Source organism: Hyphomicrobium sulfonivorans (assembly GCF_013306565.1).
GTDB classification, from domain to species: Bacteria; Pseudomonadota; Alphaproteobacteria; order Rhizobiales; family Hyphomicrobiaceae; genus Hyphomicrobium_A; species Hyphomicrobium_A sulfonivorans.
The window spans coordinates 701476-724622 of record NZ_PZPO01000001.1; the positions used below are offsets into that span (position 1 = coordinate 701476).

General features: G+C 61.2%; 21 protein-coding genes. 14 read left to right on the forward strand and 7 right to left on the reverse strand.

What is annotated here, in order from left to right:
• Positions 1-8: 8 nt before the first annotated feature.
• Positions 9-671, reverse strand: a complete 663-nt coding sequence (locus C6Y62_RS03225; protein WP_068462771.1) for a J domain-containing protein — start codon at positions 669-671, stop codon at positions 9-11.
• A 118-nt stretch (positions 672-789) separates the two neighbouring features.
• Here C6Y62_RS03225 and C6Y62_RS03230 point away from each other — a divergent pair, with 118 nt between their 5' ends.
• Entirely contained in the window at positions 790-1062 is a 273-nt protein-coding gene (locus C6Y62_RS03230) for a BolA family protein (RefSeq protein WP_083509732.1), read from the forward strand.
• Between the two features lie 142 nt (positions 1063-1204).
• On the opposite strand, the gene C6Y62_RS03235 is transcribed toward C6Y62_RS03230, so the two are convergent.
• The 4 genes from C6Y62_RS03235 to C6Y62_RS03250 all read right to left on the reverse strand — a co-directional run bounded on the left by C6Y62_RS03235 (position 1205) and on the right by C6Y62_RS03250 (position 4842).
• Positions 1205-1480 (reverse strand): hypothetical protein, encoded by a 276-nt coding sequence (locus C6Y62_RS03235; protein ID WP_173952750.1) that lies wholly within the window; start codon positions 1478-1480, stop codon positions 1205-1207.
• A 173-nt stretch (positions 1481-1653) separates the two neighbouring features.
• A complete protein-coding gene (locus C6Y62_RS03240) occupies positions 1654-2958 on the reverse strand; it encodes an HlyC/CorC family transporter (RefSeq protein ID WP_068462775.1) in 1305 nt (434 codons plus the stop codon).
• Between the two features lie 175 nt (positions 2959-3133).
• The gene (aroB, locus tag C6Y62_RS03245; RefSeq protein WP_173952751.1) at positions 3134-4267 is read right to left on the reverse strand and encodes a 3-dehydroquinate synthase; all 1134 of its coding nucleotides are present in this window, start codon (positions 4265-4267) and stop codon (positions 3134-3136) included.
• Entirely contained in the window at positions 4267-4842 is a 576-nt protein-coding gene (locus tag C6Y62_RS03250; RefSeq protein ID WP_068463045.1) for a shikimate kinase, read from the reverse strand. The genes aroB and C6Y62_RS03250 overlap by 1 nt, the downstream gene beginning before the upstream one ends.
• Positions 4843-5044: 202 nt before the next feature.
• Between C6Y62_RS03250 and C6Y62_RS03255 the strand changes: the two genes are divergently transcribed.
• The 10 genes from C6Y62_RS03255 (at position 5045) to C6Y62_RS03300 (ending at position 15578) form a co-directional block, all read left to right on the forward strand.
• The gene (locus C6Y62_RS03255; protein ID WP_173952752.1) at positions 5045-5191 is read left to right on the forward strand and encodes a hypothetical protein; all 147 of its coding nucleotides are present in this window, start codon (positions 5045-5047) and stop codon (positions 5189-5191) included.
• A gap of 136 nt (positions 5192-5327) precedes the next feature.
• Positions 5328-6968 (forward strand): hypothetical protein, encoded by a 1641-nt coding sequence (locus C6Y62_RS03260; protein ID WP_173952753.1) that lies wholly within the window; start codon positions 5328-5330, stop codon positions 6966-6968.
• A 72-nt stretch (positions 6969-7040) separates the two neighbouring features.
• Positions 7041-7991, forward strand: a complete 951-nt coding sequence (locus tag C6Y62_RS03265) for a site-specific tyrosine recombinase XerD (protein WP_173952754.1) — start codon at positions 7041-7043, stop codon at positions 7989-7991.
• Between the two features lie 137 nt (positions 7992-8128).
• Positions 8129-9109, forward strand: coding sequence for an acetyl-CoA carboxylase carboxyltransferase subunit alpha (locus C6Y62_RS03270; RefSeq protein WP_068462784.1), 981 nt, complete (start codon positions 8129-8131; stop codon positions 9107-9109).
• Positions 9110-9402: 293 nt separating this feature from the next.
• Positions 9403-10314, forward strand: a complete 912-nt coding sequence (locus C6Y62_RS03275; RefSeq protein ID WP_173952755.1) for a L,D-transpeptidase family protein — start codon at positions 9403-9405, stop codon at positions 10312-10314.
• A 108-nt stretch (positions 10315-10422) separates the two neighbouring features.
• Entirely contained in the window at positions 10423-11274 is an 852-nt protein-coding gene (locus C6Y62_RS03280; protein ID WP_068462788.1) for a L,D-transpeptidase family protein, read from the forward strand.
• A 161-nt stretch (positions 11275-11435) separates the two neighbouring features.
• A complete protein-coding gene (locus C6Y62_RS03285) occupies positions 11436-12773 on the forward strand; it encodes a L,D-transpeptidase family protein (protein WP_173952756.1) in 1338 nt (445 codons plus the stop codon).
• Between the two features lie 277 nt (positions 12774-13050).
• Positions 13051-13650, forward strand: a complete 600-nt coding sequence (locus tag C6Y62_RS03290) for a TIGR00645 family protein (RefSeq protein ID WP_173952757.1) — start codon at positions 13051-13053, stop codon at positions 13648-13650.
• Positions 13651-13664: 14 nt separating this feature from the next.
• Positions 13665-14903, forward strand: a complete 1239-nt coding sequence (locus C6Y62_RS03295) for a saccharopine dehydrogenase NADP-binding domain-containing protein (RefSeq protein WP_173952758.1) — start codon at positions 13665-13667, stop codon at positions 14901-14903.
• Between the two features lie 141 nt (positions 14904-15044).
• Complete coding sequence (locus C6Y62_RS03300) at positions 15045-15578, forward strand: VOC family protein (protein ID WP_173952759.1); 534 nt, start codon at positions 15045-15047, stop codon at positions 15576-15578.
• Positions 15579-15730: 152 nt separating this feature from the next.
• Here C6Y62_RS03300 and secA read toward each other — a convergent pair whose 3' ends face one another.
• Entirely contained in the window at positions 15731-18661 is a 2931-nt protein-coding gene (gene secA / locus C6Y62_RS03305; protein ID WP_068462800.1) for a preprotein translocase subunit SecA, read from the reverse strand.
• A gap of 412 nt (positions 18662-19073) precedes the next feature.
• On the opposite strand from secA, the gene C6Y62_RS03310 reads away from it, so the two are divergent.
• From C6Y62_RS03310 to C6Y62_RS03320, 3 genes are all read left to right on the forward strand, one after another.
• Complete coding sequence (locus C6Y62_RS03310; RefSeq protein WP_173952760.1) at positions 19074-20045, forward strand: peptidylprolyl isomerase; 972 nt, start codon at positions 19074-19076, stop codon at positions 20043-20045.
• A gap of 295 nt (positions 20046-20340) precedes the next feature.
• Positions 20341-21588, forward strand: coding sequence for a bifunctional glutamate N-acetyltransferase/amino-acid acetyltransferase ArgJ (gene argJ / locus C6Y62_RS03315; protein WP_173952761.1), 1248 nt, complete (start codon positions 20341-20343; stop codon positions 21586-21588).
• Between the two features lie 55 nt (positions 21589-21643).
• On the forward strand, positions 21644-22300 hold the full coding sequence (locus C6Y62_RS03320) for a thiopurine S-methyltransferase (protein WP_173952762.1): 657 nt from the start codon (positions 21644-21646) through the stop codon (positions 22298-22300).
• A gap of 232 nt (positions 22301-22532) precedes the next feature.
• Here the strand turns inward: C6Y62_RS03320 and C6Y62_RS03325 are convergent, their stop codons facing one another.
• Positions 22533-22760, reverse strand: a complete 228-nt coding sequence (locus tag C6Y62_RS03325; protein WP_173952763.1) for a hypothetical protein — start codon at positions 22758-22760, stop codon at positions 22533-22535.
• Positions 22761-23147: the final 387 nt, after the last annotated feature.

Genomic DNA, 23147 nt, shown 5'->3' on the forward strand with positions numbered 1-23147 from the left:
CGGGCCAACTAAACGAGGCCCGCCTGTTTCAGGAAGTTATAGGCTTGGATGATCTCTCGCAACTTCTCGCCTGACCGCGCGTCGCCGCCGTTGGCGTCGGGATGGTAAATCTTCACCAGGGCCTTGAAGCGCGCCTTGATCTCATCCCGCGACGCGTGGATCGACAAATCCAGCGTCTCCAGACTCTTTTTCTCGAGTGGCTTGACCACCCGCCGTTTACCCGCGGCAGCTTCGGCGCGCTGGCGGGCCGCCCGCTCACGGCGGGCAAAGAACGAGTGCGGGTCCATGGTTTTAGTGCCAACGCCCGGCGCAGCGGCTGCATCGGGAGGTGGCGGCGCACCGGCAGCAGCGCCCTCAGGCGGCGGCGAGTTCGCGCCCACCTTCCAGGTGGGGCGATGGCCGGTCATGGCGTCCTTCTGGAATTCCTGCACTTCGGAGTCGTTCATGCCATCGAAATAATTGTATGTGGCATTGTACTGGCGAACGTGCTCAAGGCAGAAAAAGTAGAATTGTCCGTCGCGACCACGGCCGCGCGGAGCCTTGTGGTCGCCGGGACTTTTGCATCCCTTCCACTGGCAACGCGGATGCTTTTCCTCACGCGTGGGCGCAGCCGAGCGCTGGCGCTTGGAGGAAACGCGGATGCTGTCGAAGTATTTGGAGTCGAGCTTCATTTCGCGCGAAGTATGATCCTGCTGCCGCCCTCAGACAAGCTGATCTGCTTGCTCTGAGGCAGACTTATTTTTCCCCAGCCCCTTGACGTTTTGTCTGATCCCGACACGAGGCGTTTTTATGAGCTTGCAAACACGTATGCGCGAAAAGTTGATAGTGGCACTACGCCCCACACGTCTCGACGTGGTCAATGAGTCGCACCTGCATTCAGGTCACGCTTCATCTCCCGGAACAGGCGAAAGCCACTTCCGGCTTTTGATCGTGTCGGAAGCCTTTGCAGGCAAATCACGGATTGAGCGACATCGCATCGTGAACGATGTCGTACGCGATGAACTTCGCGATGGCGTGCATGCGCTGGCCATCAAGGCGCTGGCACCGGGCGAGCCTGTCTGAGTGTCGTCGCTGCGGGCAAATGCCAACGGCACGCGGCGTGGCCAACACTATCATCTGCACACCCCACAAACGAAAAAGTCTCGCCTCCGCGTGAGCGAAGGCGAGACCTTGGACTTTAGAACCGTCTGGCTCCGTCCAGCGCTTAGCGCCAGTGACGGTGCTTGTAATGACGGTGCTTATAGTGGCGATGCTTGTAGTGGTGATGATTGCGCTTGTAGTAGCGCTTCTTCCAATGATGGCGGTGATGCCACTTGCGATTATGGCGGTAATGGGTTTTCTCAACCGTAGCACCGGCTTCACCAACGGTTGCCAGCTTGCCAAGGACGTTGCCCGCAGCGGGAGCAGCCTGAGCGCTGCCAACAGCAACAACGCACGCCAGTGCGCCAGCTACAGCGGCCAGAGGGATAAATCTCTTCATGGTTGGCTCCTTTATGTGTCTCGCGCGTCAAACTTTTTTCGCGCGTTGCATGCGGCGAACACCACCAGCACGCGCTGTTCAGGATCCCAGTAACGACATCCATGAGCCAAGATTTGGCTTTGGCACCTGAACCTAATCTGAACGAAAATGTTCAGATTGAGTGAAGCTTATATTCATTGCTGCAAAGCAGTTCGAGCTGCGCGCGCCGCCAACACATCCGCCGGACTGATGCGCAACGCCGTGATTTTATTGCGCGTTTTCCGCAGTATCTCAAACCTGTGACCGTAGAATGTGAACGCTTGGCCCGGCTCCGGAATTGTCTGCGCTTCATGAATGACAAGGCCCGCAACGGTCGTTGCCTCCTCATCAGGAAGGTTCCATCCCATCTGTCGATTGAGATCGCGCACCGTCACCGTGCCATCGACGTTGACGGTGCCATCGGCCTGCACACGGATCGCCGTATCGTGCGCATCGTGCTCGTCGGAAATCTGGCCGACAATCTCCTCCAGAATATCCTCAAGCGTAATGAGGCCCTGCACTTCGCCATATTCATCGACCACCAGTGCCATCTGCGCCTTACGCTTCAGGAACTGATTGAGCTGCTCTTTCAGTGGCGTGGTGTCCGGCACAAACCACGGCTCACCTGCAAAGCTCATGATGTCGAGATTTGAAATGTCACCCTTGGATCGCACCAGCGCCGACAGCAAATCCTTTGTGTGCAGAATACCGATAATGTTTTCCGGCTCGTCGCGCCAGATCGGCACGCGCGTATATTGACTGCGCAGCAATTCATCGACGATCTCTTCCGGCGGATCGTCGGCGTCTATCGTCGCCATCTTGGTACGGTGCACCATGATGTCGGAAACATGCAGATCGCCAAGATCCAGCACGCCGCCCAGCATATCGGCATCGTTGCGCTCCACCGAGCCTTCAATCTTCTGCAGCTCGATGGTGCCGCGAATTTCCTCATGCGCGGCGAGGATGTTTGCCTCGTCATCAACCGTCGTCGGCGTCAGCTTCAGGAAAAAGCGGACGATGAATTCGATCGCAATGTTTATAGGATTTAGAATGATCGTCATGACACGCATGATCGGCGCGACGATCAATGCCATGCGGTCGGAATACGCCAGCGCATAGGTCTTCGGCAGCACGGCCGCGAAAATGACGATCATCAGCGTCATCACAGCCGTTGCGTAGACGACGCCGACCTCGCCGAACAGCAGCACCGCAACACCGGACGCCAGCGCCGAAGCAAGCACATCCACCAGCGTGTTGCCGATCAGGATGGTGCCGATCATCTTTTCCGGCCTGGAAAGCAGCCGGTTGACCATCGCCGCGCGCGGATTGCCCTCCTGCTCCAGCGCATGCATGCGCGCGCGGGACGCTGCGGTCAGCGCCGTCTCACTGCCGTTGAAGAAAGCAGAGAGCACGATCAGCAGCAGAATGGCCGCGATTATCAGAACGGTGACAAGTGACATGGCGCGCGATCTTCGCTTTGCATGGGGTTGCAGCTACCGGACCGGAATCGGGCACAGCGGCCGACGCCTTCCATAGCACAGCTCCATGCATCGAAGGTTAGCGCCCCGCTAACGGATGCTGCTGGCACAGTCCTGCCGCCGATCGCATCGCGCCGGGCTGACAAGCCTCAGCCCGTCAGACAGCTTCCCCAGCAAGAAATGCGCGCACCTCATCGCCCGCCACATTGCGCGCAATGTAGGCCTTGCCGATGCCATGCGTGAGGATGAACGTGAGCTGGCCGCGTTGCACCTTCTTGTCCTGCGCCATCAGCTTCATCATCGCTTCGATGTCCGGCTTATCGCCGGGAATTTCCGCGATGGTCGTGGGCAATCCGACTGCCGCGAAGTGCGCCGCCGCGCGCTCAGCATCCGCCGCCGTGCAGTCGCCGCGCAACGCCGAGAACCGGAACGCCAGGCACATGCCGATGGCAATGGCTTCACCGTGCAGCAGACGGTCGGAATAGCCGCACCACGCTTCAAATGCATGGCCGAAGGTGTGACCGAGATTCAGCAGCGCCCGCTCGCCCTGTTCGGTTTCGTCGCGGCCAACGATGCCAGCCTTCGCCTTTACGCTGGTTTCAACCGCGTGCGTCAGCGGCTCCGCCTCAAGCGCGAACACAGCCGGGTAGTTCTGTTCCAGCCAGACGAAAAACGCTTCATCGCCAAGCAGGCCATACTTGGCCACTTCGGCATAACCGGCGCGCAACTCGCGCGGCGACAGCGTGCGCAAAACGTCGGTGTCGGCCAGCACAAGCCCCGGCTGATGGAACGCACCGATCAGGTTCTTGCCCTGCGGCGTGTCGATGCCCGTCTTACCGCCCACGGACGAATCCACCTGCGCCAGCAGGGAAGTCGGCACCTGCACGAAACGGGCGCCGCGACGCAGAATGGCCGCTGCAAAACCGGCGAGATCGCCGATAACACCGCCGCCCAGCGCAACGACGAGATCGCCGCGCTCCAGCCCCATCTCCAGCAACTGCTCACACAACGGGGCAAGCTGCCGGAAGCTCTTGGTCGATTCACCCGGCGGCAAAATGATGGAGCCGAGCAGCCGCTTGTCGACGCTAAGCGATGCCTCAAGCGTGTCCAGATGGTGCCCGGCAACGTTTGCATCGGTGATGATCGCACAGCGTGCGTCGCCCAGCCGGGCCGCGATCAACTCGCCCGCGCGCGCAACCAGCCCCGGCCCGATCAACACATCATAGGCACGGTTGCCAAGAGGCACGTTGACCGTGCGCACGGATGCGCCGGCAGCGGTGACATCAGTCATCAGGAATTCTCCGAGGGGGCAGCAACGTCGCGCAGCACGCGACTGACAATTTCATCAACGATCACTTCATGCGGCACGTCACGGCTTTCAACCGTCAGATCGGCCGTCTCATACACCGGATAGCGCTTCGCCATCAGATCGCGTAGCACAGCTTCCGGATCGGCAACCTTCAGCAACGGGCGGTGGCCGCGCTTGCCGACACGGCGCACCAGCAGCGGCAGCTCAGCCCGCAGCCAGATGGAAACGCCGTCCTGAAGAATGGCGGCGCGGGTCTCTTCGCACATGAATGCGCCGCCCCCGGTCGCCAGCACCTGGGGCCCCTTGCTCAGCAGCCGCGTCACCACCTTGCGCTCACCCTCGCGGAAATAGGGCTCGCCGTGATCGGCAAAGATCTCCTCGATCGATTTGCCGGCGGCTTTTTCGATCTCATCATCAGCATCGACGAATGGCAGCCCCAGCCGCCCCGCCAGTCGGCGACCGATCGCCGACTTGCCGCAGCCCATCAGGCCGACAAGCACGATGGAGCGCGGCCCGAGAATGGTGCGGATGTCTTGCTGGGTTTGCGCGTCTGCCATGTTCTTTCTCTTTCGGCCGGGGCCGAATCGACGGATGACGTGTTGATCGTTGTGAAAACCGGCCGGATTGCCGCCGCGGACGGTCATCAACAACGGGATTTGCTCCCATAGACTGGGCCGCCTACTTTGGATCATAGCTCGGCGCAAGCCATAATGACGCCAATTTGCAAAGTGACCAAAGCGGAGGGGACGGGATAGTCAGATGCCCAGCTTATTCCGATTTCTGTTTGTTGTAGGCAGCGCCGCCGCCATCATCACCGGCGCGCTCTATATACTTGCCACTGAATTCGAGCCGGAGCCGCGCACGGTTACAAAGCCGGTTCCGGGTGTGAAAGTCCGCTCCGAGTAACCCTGCCCCTGTGATGCGCAAGCGTATTTCCTTTTCTGGCCTCGGCATAGCTGCTGCCAGTGCCGCAATTGCGGTCGGCCTCCATTGCGCGCCTCTTGCAGCGCAGGACCGGTTTCATTCCGACCGCCCCGGTCAAGTGGGCGATTGGCAAGCCCCGATCAACAATGACGATGACATCCGGCCCTCAGGCACCTACGACAGCTCGGTTGAAAGCACCGATCTGACGCCTGTTATGGCCGATGATGGCTCCGGCCTGCCGCTGGAGCTGTGGCAGGGCATGAGTGTCAGCACGCTGGAAAAGCTGATCGCTGCAATCGAGATCCCGCCCCGTTCACCCGCGCTGCATCGGCTTTGGTTGCGCCTGATCACCGCCAACCTTGATGCTCCGGCTGGCGCCAACGCCAATCGCCAGTTTCTGGCCCTGCGGCTGGAAATTCTCTATCGCTCGGGGCTGATCGAGGAGGCCCAGCGCCTGCTTGAAACGATGCCCGCGGATGACCCGGTCGTCGCCGTGCTGGCCGCCCGCAACGCAATAGCGATGGGAGACGAGGCGCGCGCATGCGAAGGGCTCAGGGCCGCAAAGGTCTCCGGCCAACTGCCCGGCCCGGTCATGGTTGATGCCGCGCTGATATCCGGCCTTTGCGCCGCACTGGCTCAGGATGCCGCCGGCGCTGGTCTGGCGGCCGAGTTGGCGCGCGATGCCGGCGCCAGCGGCAGTCCCGGCCTGATGGCGCTGGATGCGCTGGCGATGGGTGGCAAACCAGGCGCCGCCGCTGCTGCCGGCGATGCCACCGTCGGGCTGATCGACTATAGGCTCATCAAACTGGCGGGCGGCGAGATCGATGAAAAGGCTCTGATCAAGCGCGCTTCCCCGGCACTGCTGGCGTCGCTCACCCGCGATCGCACCGTTCCGCTGGGTGCGCGTCTGGCGGCCGGTGAGACCGCATTGAAGCTGAACGCCATCACTGTGGAGCAGCTGGGCGAGCTCTATCGCCAACTTTCACCCAGCGATACCGTGATCTCCGATGCGCAGGGCACCGACACACCCGAACGGCGCGCCGCACTGTTTCTCGTCGCCGAGCGGGAAAACACGCCACAAAAGAAGGTCCGCCTGATCCGCGCCTTCCTTGATGAAGCCAGGCACGCCGAATTCTATCTGGCGGCGCTGCGGATGGTGTCGCCGCTGTCGGACACGCTGCATCCGGCGCCGGAAATCGGCTGGTATTCCGAGACCGGTGTTGAAGTTGCATTGGCGGCCGGAAACTTCGCCAAAGCACGCCAATGGGCCGCCTTCGGGTCCGACGCGAATGCGTCGGTCAGTGGTGGCCGCCTCGATCATTGGAGCGCGCTCATCGACATCGCTGAAGGCGCCCGCCCCGCCACCGAGCAGGATATGCGCCCGCTGGAAGATCTGGCCGTTCAGGGGCGGCTCGACGCGGCCCTGTTGCATCGCCTCGCCACAGTGCTGGATGCGCTGGACTATCCCGTCCCGCTTCCCTTGTGGGAGCGGGCCAGCAGCACGTCGCAGCCGGCCGGTGGCCATCTGCCGGAAACCGGCGTGCTGACGGAGCTGCAGGATGCGGCCAAAAAGCGTGAATTCGGCCGCACCGTGCTGCTGACCATGAAAACACTGGGACCCAATGGCGCTGAAGGCGCGCATATGATTGCCTTGGGCGATTCGATCCGCGCATTGCGGCGGACCGGGCTTGCACCGGACGCGCATAGCCTGGGGTTCGAAGCGCTCTTCACGGCGTGGCCGCGGGCGTCCAGTAACTAGCGTCCAACCAAACGACGCGCGACGTTTGCCGCGCCCGCCGTCGAAGCACCAGCACCGCATCGGGCATCGGAAATGGACGCAGGCCGAAGACACATCGAAGCATTCCTTGAAATGCTTGGCGTTGAACGGGGCGCTGCAGCCAACACCATTGAAGCCTATCGCCGTGACCTGACGCAGCTCTGCGAGCATCTCGACGGCAGCGGCGTCGACCTGATCGCCACCACCCCTGACGACATCGAGCTCTGGCTGGAGCAGCGCTCCGCCGAGGGCATCAGCGCCGCATCGCGCGCCCGCGCACTGTCAGCCGCCCGGCAACTGTTCCGCTTTCTGGTGGCCGAGGGACACGTAGAAAATGATCCGACCGAAGGCCGTTCCGGCCCGCGCAAACCGCGCGCATTGCCCAAAACATTGAGCGTTGCCGAGGTTGACCGACTGATCGCAGCCGCCACCCAGCGCGTTGAGGACACAAGCGCGGCAGGCGATGCGGTGGAGCACATCCGTGCGCTGCGGCTCTGCTGCCTGGTTGAAATGTTGTATGCGACAGGCATGCGCGTATCGGAGCTGGTCTCGCTTCCGCGCGCGGTGCTGGCTGGCGATCCGAGAATACTCACCATCACGGGCAAGGGCGGCCGCGAGCGGCTGGTGCCATTGAACCGGCCAGCGCAAACCGCGTTGGCGGCGTATCTCGATGCGGTGACTGCGGCCGGGCGCATTTCCAATCGCTGGCTATTCCCCTCCAAGAGCGCCGAAGGGCATCTGACGCGGCAACGGTTCGGGCAGGATCTGAAGCAATTGGCGCTGGAAGCGCAGCTAGACCCCGAACGCGTCAGTCCGCACGTGCTGCGACATGCTTTCGCCAGCCACCTGCTCGACCGGGGCGCGGACCTGCGCGCGGTACAGACGCTGCTCGGCCATGCCGATATCTCGACCACCGAGATCTACACCCACGTGCTGGAGGAGCGGCTGAAGAAACTGGTGTTCCAGCACCACCCGCTGGCGAAACAGGGTAGCGGCAACGATTAACGTCTGCGCTCCGAGCCGGCCCAAACTGCCGCCGAATCCGGCCGGGCGGATGCAGGAAATTAAGCCGCCTCCTACCGTCGCCTTGACATCGCCGAAGCTCTATCGTGATTGTCGCCCCAACATCTCTTAGGTCATACATGAGGACCGTCTTGGAGCGCTCCCCCATCCGCACTTACCTCGACTTCGAGAAGCCGATCGCCGAGCTTGAAAGCAAGGTCGCCGAGCTGCGTGCATTGGAGGACGATGAGCGCGCGGTCTCTATCGTCGACGAAATAAAGAAGCTGGAACAGAAGGCCCGCGCGGCCCTGGTCGACACCTATTCCAAGCTGACGCCCTGGCAGAAAACGCAGGTGGCGCGCCATCCGGAGCGGCCCCATTGCCTCGACTTCGTCAAGTCGCTGATCGAAGATTTCACGCCCCTCGCCGGTGACCGCTACTTCGCTGAAGACGAGGCGATTGTCGGCGGCGTTGGCCGTTTTCGCGGGCGTTCGGTGGTCCTGATCGGCCATGAAAAGGGCTCCGATACCGAAAGCCGCATCCGCCACAACTTCGGCATGGCGCGGCCGGAAGGTTACCGCAAGGCCGTGCGGCTGATGGAAATGGCCGAGCGCTTCAACATGCCGGTCATCACGCTGGTCGACACGGCAGGCGCCTATCCCGGCGTCGGCGCCGAGGAACGCGGGCAGGCGGAAGCCATCGCCCGCTCGACCGATTGCTGTCTCGCCATCGGCGTGCCGCTGATTTCGGTCGTGATTGGCGAAGGCGGCTCAGGCGGCGCCATCGCGATTGCAACCGCAAATCGCATTCTCATGCTGGAACACGCGATCTATACGGTTGCCTCACCAGAAGCAGCCGCATCCATCCTGTGGCGTGACTCGGCCAAGGCCATTGATGCCGCCACCAACATGAAGATCACCGCGCAGGATCTCGACCAGCTCGGCGTGATCGACGCCATCATCACCGAGCCGATTGGCGGCGCCCACCGCGATCGCGCGGCGATCATGAAAGCCACGGGCGATGCCATCGAGCGTTCGCTGTCGGAGTTCGAGGGCAAATCCCCAGCCGAGATCCGGCGCCAGCGCCATGCCCGCTTCATGGAAATTGGCCAGTCCCTTTAATGGCTTAGCGGGCGACACTGGAAACTGAGCCGTCGCCCGCGCCAAATTTGCGTCGCATCGTACAGCTAGACACAGACACGCGCCGCGGCGGGATGCTAATAACTGTCCTGCTAATGATTCAGTAACGTTAACCAAATCTTAAGGTTTTGGGATCGATGGTTGGGCATCGTGCGCCAGGGGCACTGCGTATGCGTTCAATCAACCTTGGTGTTGCCGCCACGCGGCTTCGCTTAATTCCGGCCATTTTGGCAGTTGCGGGCGCATGTCTGCTCGCAGGCTGCAGCGGGCCTTCCATGACCGAGCTCTCGCGCGGCGAGACGCCTATCAGCACCGAGACCATGTCGATGCTGGGCCGCAAGGGCATGGACGCCGGCGCGCCGATCTTCGTGCGCATCTTCAAGGAAGAGTCGGAACTGGAAGTATGGAAGGCGCGCGACGACGGCCGCTTCTATCACTTCAAGACCTATCCAATCTGCAACTGGTCCGGCAACGTCGGCCCCAAGCGCGCTACTGGCGACAAGCAGGCGCCGGAAGGGTTCTATCGGGTCGCCAACAGCCAGATGAACCCGAACTCGCAGTATTATCTCGCGTTCAATCTCGGCTATCCGAACGCTTATGACCGTGCGCATGGGCGCACGGGCAGCGCCCTGATGGTGCACGGTCAGTGCAAGTCGGTCGGCTGCTACGCGATGACCGACGCGCTGATGGAAGAGATCTACGTCATCGCCCGCGAGGCGCTGCGCGGCGGCCAGGAAGCGTTTGAAGTGCACGCGTTCCCGTTCCGCATGACAAAGCAGAATCTCGCTCGCCATGCCGGTGACCCGAACATGGACTTCTGGAAGACGCTGCAGCAAGGCCACGACTTCTTCGAGCGCTATCGTATGCCGCCATCGGTGGCCGTGTGCGAGCGCCGCTATGTGGTCAACGTGAAGTTCGCGCCCAACGCTTCGGTGCAGCCCGATGCAGCCTGTCCGCCGTTCTATCGGCCGCAGTTTGAGCCTTTTACGCCAAGGCCTTATGAGCAGCAGGTAGCTGAGGAGCGCATTCACGCGCCGGGGCCAAAGACGCGTCAGTTCTATGCCACCGTGACACCGCCGAAGCCGACCCCGGCAACCCGCGGCGACGCCACGTTTGCACCGGCATTTGCGCTTGGCGGTCCGGTTGATCCTCCAGCCGAAACCGGCAGCACTGCGCCCGCACCCTGAGATGCACAACGCGCCGCCGCCGACCATGAATGTTGCGGCCGCCTCAGCGTATCGCGCCATACCGACCGTCTCGTTGCGTCAGCATAAAAACACCGGCATGTTGCGCTGATGGTTGCTCGAAAGCAAAGCCGCTGGCGCTCAGTACTTCTTTTCATTGCGGTGCTCGCCACCGTCATTGCAGGTGTTGGCTATCTATTCTGGCCGCAGATCTATCCTCTTATTGAAGATGAGCTGATCTACGCGCGCAAAGCCAAGCACTGGGCAACCTATTCCAGCGGCGCAGCGCTGCCCGGCACACCCGATCCCGCAAATCTGAAACAGCGCCTCGCCGACCGCGGGATGGAACTCGGCGCACCCATTTTCATCCGCATCTTCAAGCGCGACTTCGAGCTTGAAGTGTGGATGAAGCGCAACGGCCGCTACGAGCTGTTCGAGACCTATCCGGTTTGTATGTGGTCGGGCGGTTTAGGCCCGAAGAAAAGGGAAGGAGACAAGCAGGCGCCGGAGGGGTTCTACACAGTCGAGCCGACGTCACTGAACCCCAACAGCAAGTATCACCTGTCGTTCAATCTTGGTTACCCGAATGCTTACGATCGGAGCCATGGGCGCACAGGATCGTTTCTGATGGTTCACGGCGACTGCCGCTCCATCGGATGTTATGCGATGACTAATCGCGTTATTGATGAAATTTGGTCCTTATTGACCTCTGCCTTCTCGGCAGGGCAAAAGCACGTGCAGGTACAAGCGTTCCCGTTCCGCATGACAGAGACAAATATGTCACTGCATGCGTCGAATCCGAACAACGGATTCTGGCGGCAACTCAAGGTAGGGCACGACGCGTTCCTGCGTGATGGTGTCCCACCGATCGTGAGCGTCTGCGATGGACGGTACGCGATCAAGCCCGGAAATGGGGATGCGGGCGACGGTGCGCCCATTGAGGTTAACTGCCCTGCGACGTGAGACGCAGTTGACATTAACGCCTCAATTTTTCACCTGCCCGTCAACGCCAGCAGAAGAAGAGTAAGAGAGTTCAATATGCTGACCAATACTGCAACAATTCGTGCGCGCCGCGAAAGCATCGGCAAAGTCGCCGTTGGCACGCGCCCTGCAAAAGCGACCGCATGACGAAGTCGATCGCTTACATCAAGCGCGCTGCTCTTACCGTGTGCGCTGCCGTCGCCATCCTAGGGCCTTCCGGGACCGCGCCGGCGTATTCATTGGATATGACGGACATCGACAAGCTGCGCACTGAGCGCAAGCGGGCGAACAAGTCAGGAAAACTGCCGCTTCCAGGCACGCCTGACCTCAACCGCCTCGATGAACGTCTCTCTGAAGCCAAAATCACGCCCGACACGCCGCTCTTCTTCCGCTTCTTCAAGGCGGAATCTGAGATGGAGATCTGGGCGGGCGATGAGAACGGTAACTACAGCCTCTTCGCCACCTACCCGATTTGCTACTGGTCCGGAAAACTGGGCCCGAAGCTTAAGGAAGGTGACAAGCAGGCGCCCGAAGGGTTCTACACGATTAACCTTGAGCAGAGCTACCACAAGGGCCCACGCTGGCCGCGGTCGCTTAACCTCGGGTACCCAAATCCGTTCGATAAAATCAACCTTCGTTCGGGCTCGTACATCCTGATCCACGGTGGATGTTCATCCGTCGGCTGTTTCGCAATGACCAATGCGTCCAGCAAGGAGATCCACAAGCTTGCAACCCAGGCGCTAGAAGGCGGCCAGTCGCACATCCCCGTGCACGTGTTCCCGTTCCGCATGACGGAAGAGAACTTCGCCAAGTATGATGCACCGAAGTGGCAGGGCTTCTGGCGAAACCTGAAGGAAGGCTACGACCTCTTCGAGCGCACCAAGCGCCCGCCGCGCGTCAGTGTCTGCGGCCTGCGCTACACTGTTTCGGCCTCGGACCGCCTGGAAGGCGTTAACCCTGGCCCGCTGCAGGTGTGCCCCGAAACGGAACAGGTCATCGCGGATCTGTCCCACATCAACAAGCGCGTTGCTGAGCAGCCGCAGGTGAAACCGCAGACCACCGAGATCAAGACAGCGTCTATCTCTGGCCCTGCCGCGTATTTCACCGGCCCGACGGCTTCCCGGGTGATCGCCAACCGCCTCGGCGACAACTTCGAGCTGCAGCTTGCGCCGCAGACCTCCCGTGAAGGCATCAGCCCGGTGCTGGCCAAGCCGCTGCAGTGCTCGCTGGCCCTGCCAAGCTGCCGCAAGTATGCCGACCTGCGCGAGCAGATCGCACACAAGACGGCTATGAAGCTTGAAGAGCCGAAGCGTGAGAAGGCGCGCGCGCCGAAGAAAAAGAAGAAATCGGCGACCAAAAAGAAGAAGCGTTCGAGCAAAAGCTCTCGCCGCACTTCCAGCGTCGTTGGCGAAACCCGGCACGTCAGCTCCGGTGAACATCGCCGCTGGAACGAGGTTCAGAGCGTGAGCTTCAACAACTAACGCAGACCACTACCCACGACGATTGCCCGCACGGCACATGCAGGATCAATCGGCACGGCACAAACGCTCTGGATCGTTTCGATCCAGAGCGTTTTTTTTCGCCAGCGTCATAAAACGGGAACCGCTTGTTTCCCAGTATCCCTCCCGAAACGCTCATCGCTGGCCGGCCCGCCGAAGATGCCGCACGCTGACAATGCGCGCTCATCCAGCTTTACTTGCGCAGTTTTCCGCACGCGTGCGATACACACCCAGCAATCGCAACCATCGGAATTGACACATGACGCGCCCCGTTCCGCAGCAGATCGAACGCATTATTGAGACGGTGATTTTCGCTAGCCGCTGGATTTTGGCGCCGTTCTATCTAGGCCTTTCGCTGGCGCTCATCGTGCTGCTCATCAAGTTCATCGCCGAGCTGGTGCACATCGCAGCCACCGCATTCACCGCAACGGAATCGCAGGTCATCCTCGGGCTGCTGGCGCTGGTCGATCTATCGCTGACCGCCTCGCTAATCATTATTGTGATCTTCTCCGGCTATGAGAATTTCGTGTCGAAGATCGACCACTCCGAGCACCGCGACTGGCCCGAGTGGATGGGCACGATTGATTTCACCGCACTGAAGATCAAGCTGCTGGGTTCGATCGTTGCTATCTCCGCCATCCAGCTGTTGAAGCAGTTCATGTCCGTCAACTCTGTATCGGATCGCGATCTGTTCTGGCTGGTTACGATCCACGTCGTGTTTGTTGTGTCCGGCCTGTTGATGGCGTTGTCCGACCGTATCTCCGGAGCCCACAAATCCGGCGATGACGGAGCAAAAGGCAAGCACGCGACGCCTGTCGCTGCTGCGACGGATCACGTTGGCGACGGCAAACAAGCCTGATCCTGCAGCTTGCCGTGAACGATAGGCCCCAACCGCAAAACACTCCCGCGCCGGATGCAACAGATGCTGCATCCGGTGATGACAGCCGCAAAGCCTCCGGCAATCACCGCGTCGTAATTGTCGGTGGCTATGGAGCGTTTGGAGCTAAGGTTGCAGAACGGCTCGCGCGCGATCCCGCGTTGGAGATCGTTATTGCCGGACGTTCGCGCGCAAAGGCGCAAGCCTACGCAGACAAGCTGGCGCGCGCAGTCGTTGGTTCGCGCATCAGCTTCGCGGTGCTCGATGCCCAAGCCGCCACTCCCGATGACATTCGCGTTCTTGCGCCAACGGTGCTGATCAACGCATCGGGACCGTTTCAGCAGCAGGATTACTCACTGGCGCGCGCGTGCATCGCGGCACGCTGCCATTACATCGACCTGGCCGACGCAAGAGAGTTTGTGTGCGGCATAACCCAGCTTGATGAAGCGGCACGGGGCGCAGGCGTGTGCGTGATATCCGGCGCCAGCTCTGTGCCCGGACTGTCATCGGCCGTTGTGTTGCACTTGAGCGAAGGTCTGCGCCATCTGGATGAGGTGCACATCGGCATTTCGCCGGGCAACGCTTTCGATCCCGGCCTCACCACCACACGCTCCATCATCGGCGCCGCCGGCAAGCCGTTCGAAGCGCGCCAAGACCATGCCGCCGTCAAACGGTATGGCTGGCAGGGCCTCTCCGGTTACACGTTTCCGCTGATCGGCCGACGCTGGATGTGCGACGTCGATGTGCCGGATCTGGAGCTGTTTCCACGCCATCTGCCCGGCATCGCCAGCGTGCGCTTCACCGCCGGCCTGGAAGTCAGCGCCTATCATCTCGGGTTCTGGGCACTGTCATGGCCCGCACGCTTCGGCATCGTCCGGTCGCTGGCGCCGCTGGCCAGACCGCTGCTGTGGCTGAAGCGCCGCCTGCACTGGCTTGGCAGCGACGCTGGCGGCATGTTCGTGCGCATTGAGGGCCGCGACCCGCGTTCGCGCCTAACCCGCGCCTGGCATCTTATCGCGCGCAGCAATCACGGTCCTTACGTACCGGCCATCGCCTCGGTCGTTCTGGCCCGCCGCCTGATTGCCGGAACCGGCCCCGCCGCCGGAGCAATGGCCTGCTTCGGGCCGTTCACGCTGGCGGAGTTTGAAGCGGAAGTGGCCGATCTCGACATCATCTCGAAGGTGGATCTGCGCGGCCGCTGTTCGCCCTACGGTCCGTCGCGCAGCCAGCCGTAAGCCGAAGCTTTGACGCGCGCGCTGGAAATCGCCACCTCCGCCCCCACATGAGCATTAGGCTTGGTTCGCAGATAAGCGGAGCGCTCTGCCTGCGCCCATCCGCGCGCCAGCCCCAGCCGCAACGCCAATGCCGGAGTTCCAATGACAGCAAATGCGCCACCGCAGGCTCCCCCGTTGGAGCCGCAAATCACGCCTAAGCCCGTCGATGCCGGCGTCCGTATAGGCCATGTGCACCTGAAGGTGTCCGATCTCGATCGCGCGCTGGCGTTTTACTGCGGTGTACTGGGTTTGGAACTGACCCAGCGCTACGGCGACCAGGCCGCTTTCATCTCGGCGGGCGGCTATCACCACCACATCGGCCTGAACACCTGGGAGAGCAAAGGCGGACTGCCGCCACCGCCGGGAACCACCGGGCTGTTTCACGTCGCGCTGCTGTATCCTACGCGGGCCGCTCTGGCTGACGCGCTGCGCAGGCTGATCGAAGCCGGCGTGCCGCTTGATGGCGCCAGCGATCACGGCGTCAGCGAAGCGCTCTATCTGCGCGATCCCGATGACAACGGCATCGAGTTGTATTGGGACCGCGAACCCGCCGACTGGCCGCGCGATGAAGCGGGACACCTCAACATGTTCACACGGCGGCTGGACCTCGACAGGCTGCTGCGGGAGGCAGCCTGACATCGAAATCGGACTGTATTTTTCATGGTAATTTCAATGCGTTATAGCATGTGGGCTAATATTCATTATTAGCCCACATGCCCGAATGAAAAAAGCGCTCCGGACCAAAGATCCGGAGCGCTTTTATTTTTGGGCCGCTGGTCTCGAGAATGCTATTCGCGACCGTGGCAATGCTTGAACTTCTTGCCGGAACCGCACGGGCACGGCGCGTTGCGCGCCACGCGTCCCCACGTTGCCGGATCGGCCGGATCGAAATCGCCCGCGGCACGGCGCGTCTGCAACGGAGGCCGGCGCTCGCCGCTTTCGTCGAACTGCGCGCGTGCGCCGCCTTCGATTGCGGCGTCGGCCATCGCCAACTCGTCCATGCCCGAGAACGGATCAACGTGGCTCGCGTGCATTTCCGGCAGCTCAACCGGCTGCATGAAATCTGAATCCGGCGAAGCAAGCTCAATGTGCATGAGCTGGCCGGTAACCGCCTCGCGCAGATTGGCCAGCATGGCCTCGAACAGCACGAACGCTTCGCTCTTGTACTCGTTCAGCGGATCGCGCTGACCGTAAGCACGGAAGCCGATGACCTGACGCAGATGCTCCAGCGTTACGAGATGTTCGCGCCAGAGGTGATCCAGCGTCTGCAGCACCACCATTTTTTCGATCTGGCGGAAATTGGCGTCGCCCAGCTCAGCGGCCTTGCGCTCAGCCTTCGCGTCAACTTCCTTCTGGATGCGCTCGGCGATTTCCTGATCGGCGATGCCTTCCTCGTTGGCCCAATCTTCAATTGGCAAATCGAGCCCGAAGACACCGTTGATCGCCTCACGCAGGCCGGCCGTATTCCACTGCTCGGCATAGGCCGTCTCGGGAATGTAGCGACGCACCAGTTCGGAAACGAGCTGCTGACGCAGTTCCTTGACGATCTCGGAGACATCCTCTTCGCCCATGATGTCGAGACGCTGATCGAAGATGACCTTGCGCTGGTCATTCATCACGTCGTCGTACTTCAGGATCTGCTTGCGGATGTCAAAGTTGCGCGCCTCAACCTTCTTCTGCGCCATCTCCAGGGACTTGTTCATCCACGGATGGGTGATGGCTTCGCCTTCCTGCAGGCCCAGCGTCTTCAGCACGCTGTCCATGCGATTGGAACCGAAGATGCGCATCAGATCGTCTTCGAGCGACAGGTAGAACTTCGAACGGCCCGGGTCGCCCTGACGGCCGGAACGGCCGCGCAGCTGGTTGTCGATGCGGCGGCTTTCGTGGCGCTCAGTAGCGAGAACGTAAAGACCACCGGCCTCAAGCGCCTTCGTCTTCTGCTCGGCGATGAGAGCCTGCAGTTCCTTGCGCTTGGCAGCGATTGCAGCGTCATCGGGCGCACGGCCCTGCTCACGCTCGGCGGCGACCCAATCCTTCACGCTGGCGTCAACGTTGCCGCCCAGCTGAATGTCGGTACCGCGACCGGCCATGTTGGTGGCGATCGTAACAGCGCCCGGAGCTCCCGCCTGCGCAACGATGCCGGCTTCCTGCTCGTGATAGCGCGCGTTCAGCACCTTGTGCGGAATCGGCGAGGCGTTGCCCTTGGCCTGCGCGGCAGCGTTGACCAGATAGTTGCCGATTTCGGTCAGGTAATTCTTGTATTCCTGCTCCTTGGCGCCGTTCAGCTTGTCAGCCTGCGCCAGCGCCTTGCGGCCAAGTTCCTGAACGTACTTCTTGTCCTTCAGCAGCTCCGAAAGCTGCTCCGACTTCTCGATCGACACGGTGCCGACAAGGATCGGCTGACCACGGCGGCAGCAGTCAGCGATCGTCTGCACGATGGCGGCGTATTTCTCGCCGGCGGTGCGATAGATCTCGTCGTCTTCATCGGCGCGCTGCACGCCAACGTTGGTCGGAATCTCAACGACGTCGAGGCCGTAGATGTCGAGGAACTCGCTGGCCTCGGTCGAGGCCGTACCGGTCATACCGGCCAGCTTATCATACAGACGGAAGTAGTTCTGGAACGTGATGGAAGCCAGCGTCTGGTTCTCAGGCTGAATCTCAACCCGCTCCTTGGCCTCCAGCGCCTGATGCAGACCTTCCGAATAGCGACGGCCCGGCATCATACGGCCGGTGAACTCGTCGATGATGACAACTTCGCCGCCCTTCACGATGTAATCGCGGTCGCGCTGGAACAGCTTGTGCGCCTTCAGCGCCGAATTGATGTGATGGACAAGCGTGACATTCTCGATGTCGTAGAGCGAGCCGGTCATCAGGCCCTTTTCGGCCAGCATCTGCTCGACCCGCTCGTTGCCTGTCTCCGTCAGCGAAACCTGACGCTGCTTCTCATCGAGCTCGAAATCTTCAGCGACGAGCTTGGGGATGATGTCATCAACCGCCTGATACAGCTCGGCGCGATCCTCCAGCGGACCAGAGATGATGAGCGGCGTACGCGCTTCGTCGATCAGGATCGAGTCGACCTCGTCGACGATGGCGTAGAAGTGGCCGCGCTGGACCATCTCCTCGCGATCCATCTTCATGTTGTCGCGCAGGTAGTCGAAGCCCAGCTCGTTGTTGGTGGCGTAGGTCACGTCGCAGCCGTAGGCGGTCTTGCGCTCTTCATCGTCAAGGCCGTGCACGATGTTGCCAACGGTCAGGCCAAGGAACTCATAGACCTTGCCCATCCATTCGGCGTCGCGCTGCGCGAGGTAGTCGTTGACGGTAACGACATGCACGCCCTTGCCGGTTAGCGCGTTGAGATAGACAGGCAGCGTGGCGACCAGCGTCTTACCTTCGCCGGTCTTCATCTCGGCGATCTTGCCTTCATGCAAAACCATGCCGCCGATGAGCTGCACATCGAAATGGCGCATGCCGAGGGCGCGCTTGGCACCTTCGCGAACGGTGGCGAACGCCGGCACAAGAAGATCATCAAGCGTTACGGTGCCATCGGCGAGTTGCTGGCGGAACAATGCCGTCCGCGCCCTGAGCTCATCGTCGGTCAGACCCTTCAGCTCATCTTCGAGCGCATTGATCTCTTCGACGCGCGAGCGGAAACCCTTTACCCGACGCTCATTTGACGACCCAAAAATCTTTGCCGCAAATCCACCAATCGTCGAAAGCATTCGCAGTATTCCCTATTGCCGGGCTTGACCGGGAGGTATTGGGTTTGCCGCCGCTGACGGGCTTTATCGGCGCTGATCCGCGAGCCTTATTATGGGCGCGCCGGATTTCACACAGGTAAGGTCACACACACGGCATGCGTCTAGAAGCGCCTCGGACGCAAATGGTTCGGTCGCCGGGGGAGAGATAAGGACCGCACCATGGGGTTGTCAACGCATTGGAAACCGTGGCAGCGCCCCTTTAATCACGTAAAAATCAGTCCTCATCTCTCCAATTCTTAACTTGGCAGCCTTTAACTCGCCCACTATCCATGGGCCCGAACCGGGCCGAACGGCTCGTTAACTGTCTAACTGGGGCCTGCCGTCATATTGAAGGCGAGTCTCAAGCCAGCCAGCTAAAATCAAGAGATCAAACATGCATCGAGTTATTGCGAAAATGCGCATTGCGACCGGACTGGCCTTTGGCGCCGCTCTTATGTTGGCACTGCCGACCCCGGCTGCTGTCGCGCAGGAAGCGGCCGCTGACGCTGTGGTCGTTACAATCGACGGCAAGCCGATCACCCAGTCGCAGCTGAAACTGGCCGAGGAAGAAATTGGCTCGGAGCTGAACTCGCTGCCGGAAAACGACAAGCGTCGCGCTCTGGCCGAGTACCTGATCGACAACACGCTGTTCGCCAATGCAGCGCTGGCTGAGAAACTGGACGAGACGGCCGAGTTCAAGAACTACATGGCCTATCTGAACCAGCGCGCTCTGCGCGAGCAGTATTTTGAGAAGTCTCTGAAGGGCGCCGTCGACGAGGAAGAGGCCAAGAAGATCTATTTTTCCCGCCTGAAGCAGATGCGTCCTGAGGAAGAATTCTCCGCCCGCCACATTCTGGTGAATAGCGAGGACAAGGCCAAGGAAATTCGCGCCAAGGTCGTGGGCGGCGAAGACTTCGCCAAGCTCGCCAAGGAAAACTCCATCGACCCGGTTTCCAAGGAAGATGGCGGCGATCTGGGCTATTTCGGTGTCGGCCAGATGCTGCCGGAATTCGAGAACGCCATTCTGAAGCTGAAGGCTGGCGACATCTCCGAACCGATCAAGACGGCCTACGGATGGCACGTGATCAAGCTGGAAGACCGCCGCAAGAAGGCTCCGCCGACGTTCGAGCAGGTGCGCGACAACATCATCAACTCGCTTGCCATCCATAAGGCTCAGGAAAAGTCTTCCGACCTGCGCAACAAGGCCAAGATCGAATACGTCGATCCGGAAATCAAAAAGACGGTCGAAGAGCACAACAAGAAGCGCGAAGAGGCACTCGCCGCCGCCCGCAAGCAGGCCGAGGAAGCCAAGAAGAACGACGTCTCGCCGCCTCCGGCCGCCGCACCGGCAGAAGAAAAGAAGTAAGCGCCTACAGGTGGCGGATCAGCCGCCGCCTGATTGGCATGCTGTATTGATCGGGTCGTCTGGAAACAGGCGGCCCGATTTGCGTTTGGTTGCTCGGATCTGTGTGTGGCCCGCCCGGGGCGAGCAGTTACTTGCGCAAGCAGCGAAAGCAGGGCGCGCCAACGCCCCCGCCACTCTGCCCCACTCGAACGGCGCGCGATCACGTGATAAACCGCGCCGCAAGCGACACACTCGCTTCAAACGAACCTGAAAAACGTGGCGGCGCTGAAAGCCTTCATCCGCCTTGGAGCCAACCATGGGTAAACCCGCCCCCGTTTCCCCCTTCGCGCCCGCCAACCTGCCCGCAGTGCCCGACGTGCCGGGGGTTGCATTTGCCACCGCCGAGGCTGGCATCCGCTACAAGGGCCGCACCGATCTGGTGCTGGCCGTGTTTGCTCCGGGGACGACGGTGGCCGGCGTGCTCACCCGCTCCAAAACCCGCTCCGCTCCGGTCGACTGGTGCGCCGAAGGCCTGCGCCACGGCAATGCGCGCGCGCTAGTGGTCAATTCAGGCAACGCCAACGCGTTCACCGGCAAGAAGGGCCGCGAGGCGGTGGAAATTACCGCCGACGCCGCGGCCGATGCCGTTGCCTGCGCACCCGGCGAAGTTTTCATCGCTTCGACCGGCGTGATCGGCGAACCGCTCGATGCGGGCAAGTTCGCCCATCTGCTGCAGGGCCTGGCCGCCACGACGCGCGCTGACACCTGGCCGGATGCGGCCCGCGCCATCATGACCACCGACACGTTCCCCAAGCTGGCAACCCGCACCGCGCGCATCGACGGGCATGAGGTCGTCATCAACGGCATGTGCAAAGGCGCCGGCATGATCCAGCCCGACATGGCGACGATGCTGTGCTTCGTGGCAACCGACGCACCGATCGCGGCACCGGCGCTGCAGAAGCTGGTTTCAAAAAGCGCCGATGAAACCTTCAACTGCGTGACGGTCGACAGCGACACCTCGACCAGCGACACGCTGCTGGTGTTCGCCACCGGCGAAGCGGAAAAGCGTGGCTGCCCGCGCATTACCGATGCCACCGATCCGCGACTGGCGGACTTCGCTGCGACGCTGCACGACTTGCTGCGCGAACTCGCCATTCTGGTGGCGAAGGACGGCGAAGGCATCACCAAGTTCGTCACCGTTGAAGTGGAAGGCGCAGCGTCTGACCTTGCCGCCAAGCGCATCGCGCTTTCGATCGCTAACTCTCCGCTGGTGAAGACCGCCATCGCGGGCGAGGACGCCAACTGGGGCCGCGTTGTCATGGCCGTAGGCAAGTCTGGCGAGGAGGCCGATCGCGACCGGCTGTCGATCAGCTTCGGCGACATCCAGGTGGCATCAGAAGGTGAACGCGCACCGAGCTACAGCGAAGAGGAAGTGTCGCGTTACATGCAGCAGCCGGAGATTACCGTGCGCGCCGATATCGGCATCGGCACCGGACGGGCCACGGTGTGGACCTGCGATCTCACCCACGGCTACATCGATATCAATGCGGACTACCGCAGTTAATCTGCGGAGCAATCACGCACGCGCGACGATCTGAAATTCTGCGGAGGCATTCAGCATGGAACCCGGCTTTTGGCGCAGCCGCTGGCAGAAGCAGGAAATCGGCTTTCATCAGGCCGACTATCACGGGCTGCTGTTGGCGCATTGGGCCGATCTGAAGGTGCCTTCGGGAACCGATGTGTTCGTTCCCCTGTGCGGCAAGAGCCTCGACATGGTCTGGCTGGCGGAGCAGGGGCACCGGGTGGTCGGCGCCGAGCTGAGCGAGCTGGCGGTCGATGCGTTTTTCGCCGAGCGTGGCCTGGTGCCTGACGTGCGCACGGAAGGCGTATTCACCGTAAAGTCCACCGGCCCCTATGAAATCTGGTGCGGTGACTTCTTCGAGATGCCAGCGGATGCGTTACGCAATGTGGCTGGCGTGTTCGACCGTGCGGCTCTTATAGCGCTGCCGCCCGACATGCAGCAGCGCTATGCGGAAAAGATCGCCGAGATCGTTCCCGCGACCGCTCCGATGCTTATCATCACGCTGGAATATGACGCCGCGCAGATGTCCGGGCCGCCGTTCACAACGCCGCGCGCGCAGGTGCACAATCTGTACGACGCCAATTTCGACGTGCGGGAAATCGACTGCCGCGATGTGATGGAAACGCATCCGCACTTTGCCGCGCGCGGCCTGACCTCACTTGAGGAATGTGCGTTTGTGCTGCGCCGACGCTGATCAGCCCGCACTGCCATAGATATAAAAAGCCCGTCCGCAGCGCGCCAAGGATGCGCTACGGACGGGTAATAGACCCCGAAAGAGCTTTGCATTCTGGGGACAGGGATCCCCGTATGAATTTCAAAGCTGTTCCATGTTTAGACCGGCCATTTCGCCGCGTCTGTTGGCCTATGGTACATCCCGGCTCCAATGCTGCATCACCGGCATCCGCTGGCTCCGGAGATGCAAGCGATCATCGCGCATAGCGATAGTTGTAGCGCGGTCCGAGCTTCTTGCCGTGACGGTGATGATCACGGCACACCTTCACCCACTTCGTGCGCTTCTTACCCCACTTGCCCTTCACGACCTGCTTGGTCATGTGGCAGCGATAGCCATCGCGCGGTGCAGCCTCGGCAGGTGCAGGCGCCATTGCAATTGCGAGGGGGGCGGCCAAAGCGGCCATCGCGACGAAATACTTCATAATCATCTCCTCAAATCTCAGTTCGCGTCATCTTCGGGACGCTTGCTCCGGGGGAAGCAAAATAAGAACGCCGCGAGCACGCTCGGTCCGTCGCTCGGTTAAAAAAATCGAGCGATATTGAATCCGTTGCCCACAGCTGTTTGCACCGCAGTGCGCATCAGCACTCACCACAGTCCGCGAACACATTTATCGATGGATTTAGAATGGTGGCCGGTGCGTAATTTCCATCCGAAATGCCCAAGTCCTTTATCGTAGTGACGAAAATTGGCCACGCGGCTGGGTCCAAAACGCCCGAGGGCGGTTTGCGGGCTGACATTTAAGGCCGAAGGCTTCATACTCCGCGACTGGAGAATCAAGGGCTTAGACTGTCGCCGGTTTTTTGTGCCG